General features: G+C 69.7%; 13 protein-coding genes and 1 pseudogene. 6 read left to right on the top strand and 8 right to left on the bottom strand.

Annotated features, from left to right (window positions below):
- Nucleotides 1-28 precede the first annotated feature (28 nt).
- Nucleotides 29-1,009, bottom strand: coding sequence for a bifunctional riboflavin kinase/FAD synthetase (locus tag WAF18_RS10430; protein WP_337245033.1), 981 nt, complete (start codon nucleotides 1,007-1,009; stop codon nucleotides 29-31).
- 114 nt (nucleotides 1,010-1,123) lie between these two features.
- Nucleotides 1,124-2,668 (bottom strand): murein biosynthesis integral membrane protein MurJ, encoded by a 1,545-nt coding sequence (gene murJ, locus WAF18_RS10425; protein WP_337245148.1) that lies wholly within the window; start codon nucleotides 2,666-2,668, stop codon nucleotides 1,124-1,126.
- Between the two features lie 172 nt (nucleotides 2,669-2,840).
- Between murJ and rpsT the strand changes: the two genes are divergently transcribed.
- On the top strand, nucleotides 2,841-3,113 hold the full coding sequence (gene rpsT, locus WAF18_RS10420; RefSeq protein ID WP_047136305.1) for a 30S ribosomal protein S20: 273 nt from the start codon (nucleotides 2,841-2,843) through the stop codon (nucleotides 3,111-3,113).
- A 378-nt stretch (nucleotides 3,114-3,491) separates the two neighbouring features.
- Here the strand turns inward: rpsT and cgtA are convergent, their stop codons facing one another.
- The 3 genes from cgtA to rplU form a co-directional block, all read right to left on the bottom strand.
- A complete protein-coding gene (gene cgtA / locus WAF18_RS10415) occupies nucleotides 3,492-4,532 on the bottom strand; it encodes an Obg family GTPase CgtA (protein ID WP_337245032.1) in 1,041 nt (346 codons plus the stop codon).
- Nucleotides 4,533-4,736: 204 nt separating this feature from the next.
- Nucleotides 4,737-4,997 (bottom strand): 50S ribosomal protein L27, encoded by a 261-nt coding sequence (gene rpmA, locus WAF18_RS10410; protein ID WP_047136307.1) that lies wholly within the window; start codon nucleotides 4,995-4,997, stop codon nucleotides 4,737-4,739.
- Between the two features lie 12 nt (nucleotides 4,998-5,009).
- Complete coding sequence (rplU, locus tag WAF18_RS10405; RefSeq protein WP_337245031.1) at nucleotides 5,010-5,330, bottom strand: 50S ribosomal protein L21; 321 nt, start codon at nucleotides 5,328-5,330, stop codon at nucleotides 5,010-5,012.
- Nucleotides 5,331-5,643: 313 nt separating this feature from the next.
- On the opposite strand from rplU, the gene uvrA reads away from it, so the two are divergent.
- From uvrA to WAF18_RS10390, 3 genes are all read left to right on the top strand, one after another.
- On the top strand, nucleotides 5,644-8,694 hold the full coding sequence (gene uvrA / locus WAF18_RS10400; protein WP_337245030.1) for an excinuclease ABC subunit UvrA: 3,051 nt from the start codon (nucleotides 5,644-5,646) through the stop codon (nucleotides 8,692-8,694).
- Nucleotides 8,691-9,095, top strand: a complete 405-nt coding sequence (locus WAF18_RS10395; protein ID WP_337245029.1) for a thioesterase family protein — start codon at nucleotides 8,691-8,693, stop codon at nucleotides 9,093-9,095. Before uvrA ends, WAF18_RS10395 begins: the two co-directional genes overlap by 4 nt.
- Before the next feature lie 160 nt (nucleotides 9,096-9,255).
- On the top strand, nucleotides 9,256-10,011 hold the full coding sequence (locus tag WAF18_RS10390; RefSeq protein ID WP_337245028.1) for an enoyl-CoA hydratase/isomerase family protein: 756 nt from the start codon (nucleotides 9,256-9,258) through the stop codon (nucleotides 10,009-10,011).
- A gap of 43 nt (nucleotides 10,012-10,054) precedes the next feature.
- Here WAF18_RS10390 and WAF18_RS10385 read toward each other — a convergent pair whose 3' ends face one another.
- The 3 genes and pseudogenes from WAF18_RS10385 to WAF18_RS10375 all read right to left on the bottom strand — a co-directional run bounded on the left by WAF18_RS10385 (nucleotide 10,055) and on the right by WAF18_RS10375 (nucleotide 12,538).
- Nucleotides 10,055-10,918, bottom strand: a complete 864-nt coding sequence (locus WAF18_RS10385) for a sulfurtransferase (protein ID WP_337245027.1) — start codon at nucleotides 10,916-10,918, stop codon at nucleotides 10,055-10,057.
- Nucleotides 10,915-11,723 (bottom strand): annotated as a pseudogene (locus tag WAF18_RS10380) (DUF1289 domain-containing protein). The gene WAF18_RS10385 and the pseudogene WAF18_RS10380 overlap by 4 nt, the downstream one beginning before the upstream one ends.
- 119 nt (nucleotides 11,724-11,842) lie before the next feature.
- Nucleotides 11,843-12,538 carry an FKBP-type peptidyl-prolyl cis-trans isomerase N-terminal domain-containing protein gene (locus WAF18_RS10375; RefSeq protein WP_337245026.1) on the bottom strand — a complete coding sequence of 232 codons (696 nt, stop codon included), beginning with the start codon at nucleotides 12,536-12,538 and terminating at the stop codon, nucleotides 11,843-11,845.
- A gap of 181 nt (nucleotides 12,539-12,719) precedes the next feature.
- Between WAF18_RS10375 and WAF18_RS10370 the strand changes: the two genes are divergently transcribed.
- Nucleotides 12,720-13,502, top strand: a complete 783-nt coding sequence (locus WAF18_RS10370; RefSeq protein ID WP_337245025.1) for an enoyl-CoA hydratase-related protein — start codon at nucleotides 12,720-12,722, stop codon at nucleotides 13,500-13,502.
- Complete coding sequence (locus WAF18_RS10365) at nucleotides 13,502-13,885, top strand: hypothetical protein (protein ID WP_337245024.1); 384 nt, start codon at nucleotides 13,502-13,504, stop codon at nucleotides 13,883-13,885. The genes WAF18_RS10370 and WAF18_RS10365 overlap by 1 nt, the downstream gene beginning before the upstream one ends.
- Nucleotides 13,886-13,948 lie beyond the last annotated feature (63 nt).

The following is a 13,948-nucleotide window of genomic DNA, read 5'->3' as shown; positions in this document are numbered from 1 at the left end:
GGGTTCGGGGAATTGTCGGCCTGGGCGCTCACGCGTCGTCCTGTCGTTGCGGTTCTTGTCGTGGAGGGGCGCCGGCGGTCGCCTCGGCGAGCAGGGCCCGGGCGCGCACGGCGTCCAGATCCATCTGCGCGACCAGGGCGGGCAGGTCGTCGAACTTTTCCTCGTCGCGCAGTCGCGCGACGAACTCGACCTCGATCCTGCGCCCGTACAGGTCGCCGTCGAAATCGAACAGATGGGCCTCGAGCAGCGGCTCGACGCCGCCGACCGTGGGCCGGGTGCCGAAGCTCGACACCGACGGCCACGGCGCATCGCCGACGCCATGCACGCGCGTGGCGTAGATGCCGCGCAGCGCCGGCACCTTGCCGCCGAAGCGCAGGTTCGCGGTCGGATAGCCGAGCGTGCGGCCGAGCTGCTGGCCGCGCACCACGCGACCGGAGACGGCATACGGCCGTCCGAGCAAGCGGGCGGCATGGACGAAATCGCCGGCCACGAGTGCGGCCCGGATATGCGTGCTCGATACCCGCTCGCCATCGATCGCCAGCGGCGCGATCTCCCCGGCGACGAAGCCGGCCTCGCGCCCCAGTGCCTGCAGCGTCGCCAAATCGCCGGCGCGCCGGTGCCCGAACCGGAAGCCCGGTCCGACCCAGACCTCGCGTGCACCCAGCCGCGCCAGCAGTACCTGCTCGACGAAGGCCTCGGGCGACATCGCCGCCATCCGCGCATCGAAGCGCAGCAGCCCGATGACCTCGGCACCGAGCGTGCGCAGGCCCTCGATCTTCGCCCGCACCGGCCCCAGCCGCGGCGGCGGCGCGTCGGCGGCGAAGAACTCGCGCGGCAGCGGTTCAAAGCTCAAGGCCGCGGCCGCGACGCCCAGGTCGCGCGCGCGCGCGACCGCGTGGCGCACCAGCGCCTGGTGCCCGAGGTGCAGGCCGTCGAACGCCCCGATGCAGACCACGCTGCCGTCGGCACACTCGGACCCGCCGGCGATGTCGCGGAACAGCCTGCTCATGGCGTCTCGTCGGGGCGGAAGCGGCGCCAGGCACCGCATTCCGGAAGGTGACCGGAGATTATAGCGGGCGCGGCCGCCGCGCCGCGGACCGCATGGGCCCGCTCGCTGCGACAGTCAGTGCCGCAGGTGCCGCGGCCGCAAGCCCAACGCCACCATTGCGAGGCCGTAGGCGGCCGCACCGGCGCCGATCACCAGCGCCAGCCAGGCGATGCGGTGCTGCCAGCCGCTGATCGCGGTCCACTCGCCGATCCAACCGCGCAGTGCAAGCACCACCGCGGCCATCGCCACGCAGGCGCCGGCCAGCCGCAGCAGGTAGCGTCCCCAGCCCGGCTCGGGCACGAAGATCGCGCGCTGGCGCAGGTAGCGCCACAGCAGCGCGGCGTTGACCACGCCCGCCAGCGCCGTCGCCAGCGCGATGCCGCCATGCGCGCCGGGCACCGCGTAGAACCACAGCGGCGTGGTCAACGCGACGGTGAGTGCGACATTGGCCGCCACCGTCCAGATCGCCGCACGCATCGGCGTCTTGGTGTCCTGGCGGGCGTAGAACGCCGGGGCCAGCACCTTGCTGAGCATGAACGCCGGCACGCCCAGGCTCATCGCGGTCAGGCTGACTGCGGCCATCCGCGTGTCGTAGGCGCCGAAGGCGCCGTAGTTGTAGACGGTCGCGGTGATCGGCTCGGCCAGCAGCAGCAGGCCCAGACCGGCCGGCACGCCGGCCAGCAGCGCCATGCGCAGCCCCCAGTCCAGCGACTGGCTGTAGCCCCGCGCATCCTGGGCCGCGTGCCGGCGCGAGAGGTGCGGCAGGATCACCGTGCCCAGCGCAACGCCGAACAGGCCGAGCGGGAACTCGATCAACCGGTCGGAGTAGTACAGCCAGTCGACACTGCCGCTGGCCAGCAGCGAGGCGAACGCGGTGCCCACGATCAGGTTGACCTGGGCGACCGAGGAGGAGAACAGCGTCGGCAGCATCAGCCGGCCGACCTTGCGCACCTCGGCATGGCCAAAGCCCGGCCGCAGCCGCGGCCGCAGGCCCAGCCGGCCCAATGCCGGCCACAGCAGCGCCAACTGCAGAAACCCGGCGATCAGCACGCCCCAGGCCAGGCCCTGCGGCGGCAGCGAAAAGCGCGGCGCCAGCCACAGCATCGCGGCGATCATCGTCAGGTTGTGCAGCACCGGCGTGAATGCCGGCAAGCCGAAGCGGCCATGGCTGTTGAGGATCGACGCCGCCAGCGACATCAGCGAGATGAACAGCAGGTACGGGAAGGTGATGCGCAGCATCTGCGCGGTCTGCGCCAGCAGCTCGGGCTGATCGGCCCAGCCGGGCGCGAACAACCGCGCAACCAGGGGCGCCAGCAGCATGCCCGCCGCGCAGACCACCAGCACCACCGCGCACAGCGCGCCAGCCATGTGGTCGACGAAGGACTTGAGCGCTGCGCGGTCGCCCCGCTCCTTGATCTCGTTGAGCACCGGCACGAAGGCCATCGCCATCGAGCCCTCGGCGAACACCCGGCGCAGGAAATTCGGGATGCGATAGGCGACAATGAAGGCGCTCATCGCCCCGCCGGTCCCGAACAGGGTCGCCTGCAACATGTCGCGGGCGAAGCCGGCAATGCGCGACAGCAGGGTCATCGCGCTGAACACTGCGCTCGAGCGCAGCAGGCCGCCTCGAGCCTTGGGCGCGGCGGCCGCCGGATCGGGCGCGGTCACCGTCGCAGCCCGTTCAGGCCGGGCCTGTTGACGCAAGTATATGAAAGCACCATAATTTCCTGCTCAAATTTCCATTGGTCCGGCCAAGCCGGATTTTCACACGTCCAGCTTCCAGGAATCCATCGTGGCAAACATCAAGTCCGCCAAGAAGCGCGCCAAGCAGACCGTCGTGCGCAATGCGCGCAACTCCGCCCAGCGCTCGCAGCTCCGCACCGCCGTCAAGAAGGTGCTCAAGGCGCTCGACGCCAACGACGCCGCCGGCGCGCAGGAGGCATTCAATGTCGCCCAGCCGATCCTCGACCGTTTCAGCTCGCGCGGCCTGATCCACAAGAACAAGGCCGCCCGCCACAAGAGCCGCCTGTCGGCCCGCATCAAGGCGCTCAAGGCGGCTGCCTGAGCCCCGCCCGGTCGCCTGCGCGGCCGATGCGAAAAGAACCCGGCTCCGGCCGGGTTTTTTTGTTGGTCTTCGCTGAGACCAGGGACCCCCGACTCCCGTTGGCTCGATTGCAGCGCGCTTCCCCGAAGCGCGCAACGACAGCGCGCGACGCCTCCCTGCGGGCAACACCGCTTCGCCCCCAAAGCCGAACGCAGCCAACGTCTGCGGCAGAGCACCGGCCGTCCGGGCCGCGTGCAGCACGCCATGGGTGAGCCCGCCCTGCTTGCTTGCTCGCAAAACCAAAACCGGGGCCAGAGCAAAACCCCAGTTTTCCCTGTTAATGCACGAAGAAAGCGCGGCCAGAGGCCGGGCTTCGAAGGGGCAACTGCGGGCAGCCGCCTAGACCGCGTCGGCCGCCTCGCGCGCCTGCCGATCGAGCTCGTCGAGCGCGGCCTGGACCTTGAGCATCACCTCGCGCGTGCCCTCGTGGGCCAGACCCGAGATCAGGAACCACGGGCCCGTCCACGCCAGCGCCTCGATGATCCGCGCCGCCTCGGCATGCGCCTCTTCGGGCAGCAGCGTGTCGGCCTTGTTGATCAGCAGCCAGCGCGGCTTATCGAGCAGCGCTGCATCGAACTTGCCGAGCTCGTGCTCGATCGCGCGCACCTGATCGACCGCATCGCTGCCATCGAGCGGCGCGATCTCCACCAGATGCAGCAACAGCCGGGTGCGCTGGATATGGCGCAGGAACAGTGCCCCCAGCCCCGCACCGTCGGCCGCACCCTCGATCAGGCCCGGGATATCGGCGATCACGAAGCTGCGCGCCGGCTCGACACTGACCACGCCGAGGTTCGGATACAGCGTGGTGAACGGATAGTCGGCGACCTTCGGCGTCGCCGCCGAGACCGCGCGGATCAGCGTGCTCTTGCCGGCGTTCGGAAAGCCCAGCAGCCCGACATCGGCCAGCAGCTTGAGCTCGAGCCGCAGCGTGCGCTCCTCGCCGCCCTCGCCCGGGGTCGACTGGCGCGGCGAACGATTGGTCGAGCTCTTGAAGTGCATGTTGCCCAGGCCACCCTTGCCGCCACGTGCGACCAGCAGCCGCTGGCCATGCGCGGTCAGATCGCCGATGACCTCGTCGGTGGTGACGTTGTGCACGACGGTGCCGACCGGCACGACGATCACCAGATCGTCGCCGCCCTTGCCGTACATCTGCCGGCCCATGCCATTCTCGCCGCGCTGCGCGCGGTACATCGTCTGGTGGCGGAAATCGACCAAGGTGTTGAGGTTTTCGTCGGCGACCAGCCAGACGCTGCCACCGTCACCGCCATCGCCCCCGTCCGGGCCGCCGAGCGGAATGAATTTCTCACGCCGGAACCCGACGCAGCCATTGCCGCCGTTGCCGGCAGTGACGGTGATTTCGACTTCGTCGACTAACTTCATGATGGGGAATTCGAAAGTGGGATTGGGAAAGCGGGACAACGGCAGTCTACCTGCCCCGTCCTCGTGGACCGGCTCTGGCCATGCAGTGCGCGCATGCGACGCCCGCATCCCATTCCCGAATCCCGTCTTGCCTGCGGGCTGCCCCGCCAGAAAAGACGAAACCCCGCCGGAGCGGGGCTTCGTGCCGGACGAACGTCGCGCGGATTACTGCGCGGCGACGACGTTGACGGTGCGGCGGTTCTTCGGACCCTTGGTCGTGAACTCGACCTTGCCGTCGACCAGCGCGTACAGCGTGTGGTCGCGGCCCAGGCCGACGCCGCTGCCCGGATGGAACTGGGTGCCGCGCTGACGCACGATGATGTTGCCCGCTTCGATGGCCTGGCCACCGTAGATCTTGACGCCGAGGTACTTCGGGTTGGAGTCGCGGCCGTTGCGCGAGGAACCTACGCCCTTCTTGTGTGCCATGCCTGCTGCTCCTTACTTGCTGCCACCGGCGATGCCGGTGATCTCGATTTCGGTGTAGTGCTGACGGTGCCCCTGCCGCTTCATGTGGTGCTTGCGGCGGCGGAACTTGATGATGCGGATCTTCTCGGCGCGGCCGTGCGACTTGATCGTCGCGCTGACGCTGGCGCCGGCGAGCGCATCGCCGAGCTTCACGCCGTCGGCATCGCCGAGCAGCAGCACGTTGTCGAACTTGATCTCGCTGCCGACGTCGCCGTCGAGCTTCTCGACGCGCAGCGTCTCGCCCGCCATCACGCGGTACTGCTTGCCGCCCGTCACCAGGACTGCATAACTCATGACCAGACTTCCTCTGTAGTTATTGTGGTCGCTGCCGCCATCGAGGGCGGACAGAAGCGGAATTGTAATGCGATCAGCGGCTTGCGGTCAAACCACCCCAGACCGGACGACCGTGGGCGCCCTGGGCGGGCCATCCATCGGCCAAGGGCACCTGAACCGCCTCGTCTCATGGTCTGCGACCAGCCCCCGTCACACTGGCGTTCGGCCGATTTGCCCCCAAATGACCGGCTCGGTAGTCTGACCGATTGCCCGTTCCCGCGCGCCCCAAAGGGTGCGTGCGTGCCTCCCCCGCCCCCAACCGGACCTGACGTCGATGGCGATGGACACCATCCGCATTCGCGGTGCCCGTACCCACAATCTCAAGAATATCGATCTCGACCTGCCGCGCGATCAGCTGATCGTCATCACCGGCCTGTCGGGCTCGGGCAAGTCGTCGCTGGCGTTCGACACGATCTACGCCGAAGGCCAGCGCCGCTACGTCGAGTCGCTGTCGTCCTATGCGCGGCAGTTCCTCAGCGTGATGGAGAAGCCCGATCTCGATCACATCGAGGGCCTGAGCCCGGCGATCTCGATCGAGCAGAAGTCGACCTCGCACAACCCGCGCTCGACCGTCGGCACGATCACCGAGATCTACGACTACCTGCGCCTGCTCTATGCGCGGGTCGGCAGCCCGCGCTGCCCCGACCACGGCTACCCGCTCGAGGCGCAGACCGTCAGCCAGATGGTCGACCAGGTGCTGGCCCTGGACCCCGAACAGCGCTGGATGCTGCTGGCGCCGGTCGTGCGCGACCGCAAGGGCGAGCATGCGCAGGTCTTCGAGCAGCTGCGCGCGCAGGGCTATGTGCGCGTGCGCGTGGACGGCGAGCTGTACGAGATCGATGCGCTGCCGACGCTGGCGCTGCGCCAGAAGCACACCATCGAAGCGGTCATCGACCGCTTCAAGGTGCGCGAGGACATGAAGCAGCGGCTGGCCGAGTCCTTCGAGACCGCGCTCAAGCTCGGCGAGGGCATGGCCTCGGTGCAGGCGATCGACGATGCCTCGATCCCACCGCAGCTGTTCTCGTCCAAGTACAGCTGCCCGGTCTGCGACTACGCGCTGCCCGAACTCGAGCCGCGGCTGTTCTCGTTCAACGCGCCGATGGGCGCCTGCCAGACCTGCGACGGTCTGGGCATGAGCGAGTTCTTCGATCCCGACCGCGTGGTCGTGCATCCCGAGCTGTCGCTGGCCGCCGGCGCGGTGCGCGGCTGGGACCGCCGCAACGCCTACTACTTCCAGCTGATCCAGTCGCTGGCCCGCCATTACAAGTTCGACGTCGACGCGCCGTGGCAGGACCTGCCGCAGGCCTCGCGCGATGCGGTGCTGCTGGGCAGCGGCGAGGAAACGATCACCTTCACCTACATCACCGACTCGGGGGCGCGCACCCAGCGCAAGCACCGGTTCGAGGGCATCGTGCCGAACCTGGAGCGGCGCTATCGCGAGACCGAGTCGGCCGCGGTGCGCGAGGAGCTGGCCAAGTTCATCAGCGAACGCCCGTGCCCCGACTGCGGCGGCGCGCGGCTCAACCGCTCGGCGCGTAACGTGTTCGTCGCCGACCGGCCGCTGCAGTCGCTGGTGGTGCTGCCGATCGACGAGGCGCTGGCGTTCTTCGAAGGCCTGGAGCTGCCGGGCTGGCGCGGCGAGATCGCCGCCAAGATCGTCAAGGAGATCGGCGAGCGGCTGAGCTTCCTGGTCGACGTCGGCCTGGACTACCTGACCCTCGAGCGCAAGGCCGACACGCTGTCGGGCGGCGAGGCGCAGCGCATCCGGCTGGCCTCGCAGATCGGCGCCGGCCTGGTCGGGGTGATGTATGTGCTCGACGAGCCGTCGATCGGCCTGCACCAGCGCGACAACGAGCGCCTGCTCGGCACACTGACCCGCCTGCGCGACCTGGGCAATACGGTGATCGTCGTCGAGCACGACGAGGACGCGATCCGCCTGGCCGACCACATCGTCGACATCGGCCCGGGCGCCGGCGTGCATGGTGGCGAGGTCGTCGCGCAGGGCAGCTACGACGACGTGCTCAAGGCGCCGCGCTCGCTGACCGGCCAGTACCTGTCGGGCAAGCGTCGGATCGAGATCCCGGCCAAGCGCCACACGCCCAACCCGAAGATGCAGCTGCGGCTGCTGGGCGCATCGGGCAACAACCTCAAGAACGTCGACCTGACGATCCACTCGGGGCTGTTCACCGCGATCACCGGCGTCTCGGGCTCGGGCAAGTCGACGCTGATCAACGACACCCTGCACTCGCTGGCCGCCAACGAGATCAACGGCGCCTCGCACAAGGCCGCGCCCTATCGCGAGATCGAGGGCCTGGACCTGTTCGACAAGGTTGTCGATATCGACCAGTCGCCGATCGGACGCACGCCGCGGTCCAATCCGGCGACCTACACCGGCCTGTTCACGCCGCTGCGCGAGCTGTTCGCGCAGGTGCCCGAGGCGCGCGCGCGCGGCTACTCGCCGGGCCGCTTCAGCTTCAACGTGCGCGGCGGTCGCTGCGAGGCCTGCCAGGGCGACGGCCTGCTGAAGGTCGAGATGCACTTCCTGCCCGACGTCTACGTGCCCTGCGACGTGTGCCAGGGCAAGCGCTACAACCGCGAGACGCTGGAGATCCTCTACAAGGGCCACAGCATCCACGACGTGCTGGAGATGACGGTCGAGGACGCGCTGGCGCTGTTCGAGCACCTGCCGCCGATCGCGCGCAAGCTCGAAACGCTGGTCGATGTCGGCCTGAGCTACGTCAAGCTCGGGCAGAGCGCGACTACGCTGTCGGGCGGCGAGGCGCAGCGCGTCAAGCTGTCGAAGGAACTCTCGCGCCGCGACACCGGACGCACGCTCTACATCCTCGACGAGCCCACGACCGGCCTGCACTTCCACGACATCGAGCACCTGCTCAGCGTGCTGCACAAGCTGCGCGACGACGGCAACACGGTGGTGGTGATCGAGCACAACCTCGATGTCATCAAGACCGCCGACTGGGTGATCGACCTCGGTCCGGAGGGCGGTCATCGCGGCGGGCAGATCATCGCCGAAGGCACGCCCGAGCAGGTCGCCGCGATGCCGCAGTCGCATACCGGCCAGTTCCTCGCGCGCCTGCTGCAGACCGTGCCGGCCGAGGCCGCCGAGCCGCGGGCGGCGCGCAAGCTGGCCCGCAAGTCGACCGCGCACCTGCCCAAGCCGCTGCCGCGCAAGGGCGCCTCGACCAAGGCTGCCGAGGCGGACGCTGCGGTCCGCGCGGAATTGCGCAAGACCGACACCAAGCCCAAGGCGAAGCCGGCCGCCAAGCGGGCCGGCAAGACGACCAAGGCCAAGGGAGCCAAGGCATGAATGAAGTGAAAGTGCTGATCCGCGTGCCGATCGAGTTGCGCTGGCGCGACCTCGACGCGTTCGACCACGTCAACAACGCGACCTTCATGACCTATCTGGAGGAAGCGCGCATCCGCTGGTTCGACTCGGTCGGCGAACCCTGGGTCACCGATGCCACCGCGCCGCTGCTGGCGGCGGTGCAGATGAACTACCGACAGCCGATCCCCTACCCCTCGCGCATCGTCGTCGAGTTGTCTGCGCAGCGCGTGGGCACGACCAGCGTCACGGTCGGCCACCGCATCGTGTCCGAGGACGGCGCCACGCTGCATGCCGACGGCCACGTGGTCGTGGTCTGGATCGACCGCGCGACCGGGCGGCCAACGGCGCTGCCCGAGTCGGTGCGGACCAAGGCGCTGGCCTGAGTCGAAGGCTGCGTGTCGCTGCGGATCGGGGCCACTGCGATGGCGCGCTCGGTCCGGAAGGCACGCGCGCAGGCTGACGTGCCGCATGCAGTGGGCCAGCCGATCGGTCGCGCCGGCGGCATCGACTACCATCGCCGCTCCATCTGCAGGAAGGTCCGCGATGCCGTCCCCGATCGAGATCATCGCCCATGGCCCGATCCGCGAACTGCGGCTCGCACGCGCGCCGGTCAATGCGCTCGACCCGACACTGTGCCGCGCGCTGCGCGAGGCCGTCGAGGCGGCGGCCGACGACGGCGTCGCCGGTCTGGTGCTGTCGGGCCAGCCGCGGTTCTTCTCCGCGGGGCTCGACGTGCCCTATCTGCTGACGCTCGACGCGCCCGCGCTGCGCGCGACCTGGGACAGTTTCTTCGATGCCGTACGGGCGATCGCGGCTTCGCCGGTCCCGGTCGCGGCGGCGATCACCGGACACGCACCGGCCGGCGGCTGCGTGCTCGCGCTGGCCTGCGACTACCGGGTGATGACGCGCGGCGAGTTCGGGATCGGTCTCAACGAAACCCAGGTCGGGCTGGTCGCGCCGATCGGCATCCAGCAACTGATGCGGCGCACCGTGGGCCAGCGCCAGGCCGAGCGCCTGCTCGTCGGCGGCCTGCAGGTCGATCCGGACGAGGCCTTGCGGCTCGGGCTGGTCGACGCCTTGGCCGAGCCGGAGGAGACGGTATCTATTGCCTGCGGCTGGCTGCGGTCGCTGCTGGCCCTGCCGCAGGCGCCGATGCGCGAAACGCGCCGAATCGCACGCGCCGATCTTATCGACGCACTGCTGCCCGACCGGCTCGATCTCGACCGCCAACTCGCCGCCTGGCAGGCGCCCGACACCCAGGCCGGGCTGCGTGCCCTGGTGGCGCGACTGGGACGCTGACGCGTCGCGCACCCCCACTGTGCGCGTCGCACGAGCGCAGGGTCTACGGCCCGGTTGCCACCGGACGCGCGGGATCGTCGATCCAGCCGCTCCATGACCCGGTGTAGAGCCGCGCGCCGTCGAGCCCGGCATGCGCCATTGCCAACAGATGATGGCAGGCGGTCACGCCCGAGCCGCACATCGCGACCAGCGCCGAGGGGGGATGGCCGTCGAGCAGCGCACCGAACTCGCGCGCCAGTGCATCGGCAGGCTTGAACCGGCCGTCGAGCAGGTTGTCCATATACGGCCGGTTGATCGCGCCGGGCACGTGACCGGCGCGTGGATCGATCGGTTCGACCTCGCCGCGGAACCGGGGCGCCGCGCGGGCATCGACCAGCAGGCCACCCGTGGCGACGTGGCGCTGCACATCATCGGCCGTGTGCAGCAGCCCACTGGTGTCGAAGGCACCGGCGACCTCACGCGTCAGATGCATCGGCATCTGCGCCTCGACCGACAACCCCAGCGTGGTCCAGCGTGTCCAACCGCCGTCGAGCACCGCGACCCGGCGATGGCCGAAGCTGCGCAACAGCCACCACAGCCGCGCGGCAAATGCGCCGTCGCCGTCGTCGTAGGCCACGACCTGGGTGGCGGCATCGATCCCCCAGCGCCCCAGCACCTGCGCGAACGCCGCTGCCGTCGGCCAGGGATGGCGGCCGCGGCCCGGACCGTGTGGCCCCGACAGGTCGCGATCGAGATGCGCATACACCGCGCCGGGCACGTGCGCAGCGCGCCAAGCGCGTTCGCCGGCATCGACGGCCCCGGCCGAGGCGGCGAGCGAGAACCGGCAATCGACCACGCGCAGATCCTCGCATCCGAGCGCTGCGGCCAGCGCCTCGGCAGATACCAGCGTGCGCCACTCGGTGCTCATGCGCGCTCCAGATGACGACGCAGGTTCAACAGGATCGATGCGGTCACGCCCCAGATGCGGTGGGTCGGCGCATCGGGCAGCGTCTCGTACTCGAGCACATGGCGCGTGCGTCCAGCGAAGACGATGTCGACCCGGCGCAGTTTCGCCGGCGACATCAGAAAATCCAACGGCACCTCGAACACCTCGGCGACCTCGCCCGGATCGGGCACGGGCGCAAAATCGGAATCGAGCATCGCCACCACCGGCACCACGCGGTAGCCGGTGACGGTTGCCAGCGGATCGAGAAAGCCCAGCGGCGCGGCCTGGGTGGGCGCAAGCCCGATCTCCTCGTTCGCCTCGCGCAATGCGGCCTGCAGCGGGCCGCCATCCTCGGGCTCGAGCCGGCCGCCGGGGAAGCTGACTTGGCCGGCGTGATGGCGCAGCGTGTCGGTCCGCCGCGTCAGCAACGCCTGCAGGCCGTGCTCGCGCTCGACCAGCCCGACCAGCACCGCGGCCTCGCGCAAGGTCGCGTCCGGCCCAAGCAGGCCCTCGAGCTCGTCGGCATTCCAGCCGCGCGCGGTCGGCGCGCCGTCGAGGGGATGCAACACCCGGCGCAGGCGTGCTGCGAGGACAGGTGGCGTCATGCGCGCGCGGCCTGGCGGGCGGGCAAGACCACCTCCATCAGGTGCCGGCGCTGGGCGTCGCTCATCTGCAGCCAGCGCCCGATCTCCTCGGTGCTGCGCAGGCAGCCGTGGCAACGGCCCTGGTCGTCGAGCGTGCACACGCCGGTGCACGGCGTCGGCACGGCGCGGTGGGAAGCATCCATCGCGCCATTCTAGCGACGCGACGCACGCTCCGTCTGCGCTTGGCGATGCGGGGCCCGGACACGACAACGCCGACGTGCGGGGCACGTCGGCGTCGTGGGACACACTTGCGAAACCGTGATCAGCGAACGCTGAGCAGCTTCACCATCACACCGACCGGCTGCTTGGCGATCTCCTGCGCGTTCTGCCCGGTGACGAACTTGCCCGGCGGCAGCACGATCTCGTAGACCGCGTTGAGCGGCATCAGCGGCAGCACTTCGCGCAGACCGGTGATCTGGGCCTCCGACACGCGGAACGGTGCGGTCTTGTCCTCGGCGCTGACGCCGATGCCGACCGGCACGATCAGCGCCTGGTAGGCGATCTCGACCTGGCTCGACGCGGTCGGCTTGGCACCCGAACCGGCCTCGACGACGCGGTACATCACGCCGCTGGGCAGCGACACCACGCCTTCGCGCGCCTTGTACTCGGCCAGGAACGCCGAGGCCTTGCCTTCGTTCTCGGTCAGCGCCGCGCGACGCTCGGCGACGATCTTCTGCTGCATGCGCTGCTGGAAGCCGTTGTAGGCCGCGCCCATCTGCTCGGGAGTGTAGGTCGGCTGGCGCTTGCCGTGACCGTCCTGCAGGCCCTTGATGATCGTGTTGACGTCGACCGACTCACCGGTCTCGGCCAGGCGATTGCCCAGATCGAACCCCAGCGCATAGCTCAGCGTGGTCCTGTCGGTCGCCGACGCCGCGGGAGCTGCGGCCTGCTGCTGTGCGAACGCGGAACCGCTGAACGTGATGGCCGCCACGGCGGCCGCAATAAAACGCAACTTCATTCCCTGGTTCTCCGCTAGGTCAGATTTTTCGATATCGCCTGTACGAGAAAGGGCGGTCGAACCGCCCCTCTTGACGCGCTAGGATAGCGGTCGCAGGGCTTAACCGCCACTGACGACCTCCCTATCCGACCGCGCGCGGTCCGGCGAGTTCCAGGCGCCGGGTTCCGCGCCAGGAGCCCGTATGGCCGACTCCCCGCTGCTGATAGACGATCGCGACGGCATCCGCGTGATCACCGTCCACCGCCCGGAAAAACTGAATGCGCTGAACTCGGCGACGCTCGACGCGCTGTTCGAGGCCTTCGAGGCCGCCGCACAGGCACCCGAGGTGCGTGTGGTGGTGGTGACCGGCGCCGGCCCGAAGGCCTTCGTCGCGGGTGCGGACATCGCCGAAATGGCCGATCTGCGCCCGGTCGAGGGGCGCGATTTCGCGTTGCGCGGCCAGCGCACGATGCGCCGCATCGAGACGATGCCCAAGCCCGTGATCGCGATGGTCAACGGCTTCGCGCTCGGGGGCGGCTTGGAGCTGGCGATGGCCTGTCACCTGCGCCTGGCCGCCGACACCGCCAAACTCGGACAACCGGAGATCAATCTCGGCCTGATTCCGGGATTTGGCGGCAGCCAGCGCCTGCTGCGCCTGGCCGGCCGCGCGGCGACCCTCGAGCTGTGCCTGACCGGCACACCGATCGACGCGGCCCGTGCGCAGGCGCTGGGCCTCGTCAACCGCGTGGTGCCGGCCGATGCGCTGGAAGCCGAGACGATGGCGCTGGCCACACAACTGGCGCAGGCGGCGCCGCTGGCGCTGCGCGGCATCCTCGACTGCGTCCTCGTCGGCGGCGAAGCCGCGCTCGACGAAGGCCTGGCCTATGAGGCTGCACAGTTCGGCCTGGCGTTCTCGACGCAGGACATGCGCGAAGGGACACGCGCGTTCCTGGAGCGGCGCAAGCCCAGTTTCGGAAACCATTGATGCCCGGCCAGCCCACTGCCAGCCCTGCTCCTGTACACCACCTGGTCGCGCTGCTGCGCCGCGACGATGTCGATGGCGCGATCGAGGCCGGCCTGATGGCCGCCTGGCCGGACACGGCGCTGGCTGCACTCGACGACGAGGCGCGCCGGCTGCTGGTCGATACGCGCACTCGGCTGCAGATCGCCTGGGACGCACGCGCGCGCTATCGCGAACGCGAGGCGCGGCGCGCACGGCGCGCGGCTGCAAGAGAGGCGGCACGCGCGCCGGCACCCGTCGCCACCCCTGCCACTGAAACGGAAGCCGCGCCGCCGCGGCCGGCGCTGCCGGCCAGCGCCGCGGCGATTCTGGCCCGCGCCAAGGCGCGCGCAGGCGGCAGCGCATGAGCGCCGACGCCCAGCCCACCCCGACACGGCGGAGCGGGACAACAATCCACCACAACAAGAGCC

Source organism: Luteimonas sp. gir (genome assembly GCF_037198055.1).
In the GTDB taxonomy this organism is placed as follows: domain Bacteria; phylum Pseudomonadota; class Gammaproteobacteria; order Xanthomonadales; family Xanthomonadaceae; genus Luteimonas; species Luteimonas citri_A.
The sequence above is the reverse complement of the archived record's forward strand: the minus strand, read 5'-3'. Positions and strand labels throughout refer to the sequence as shown.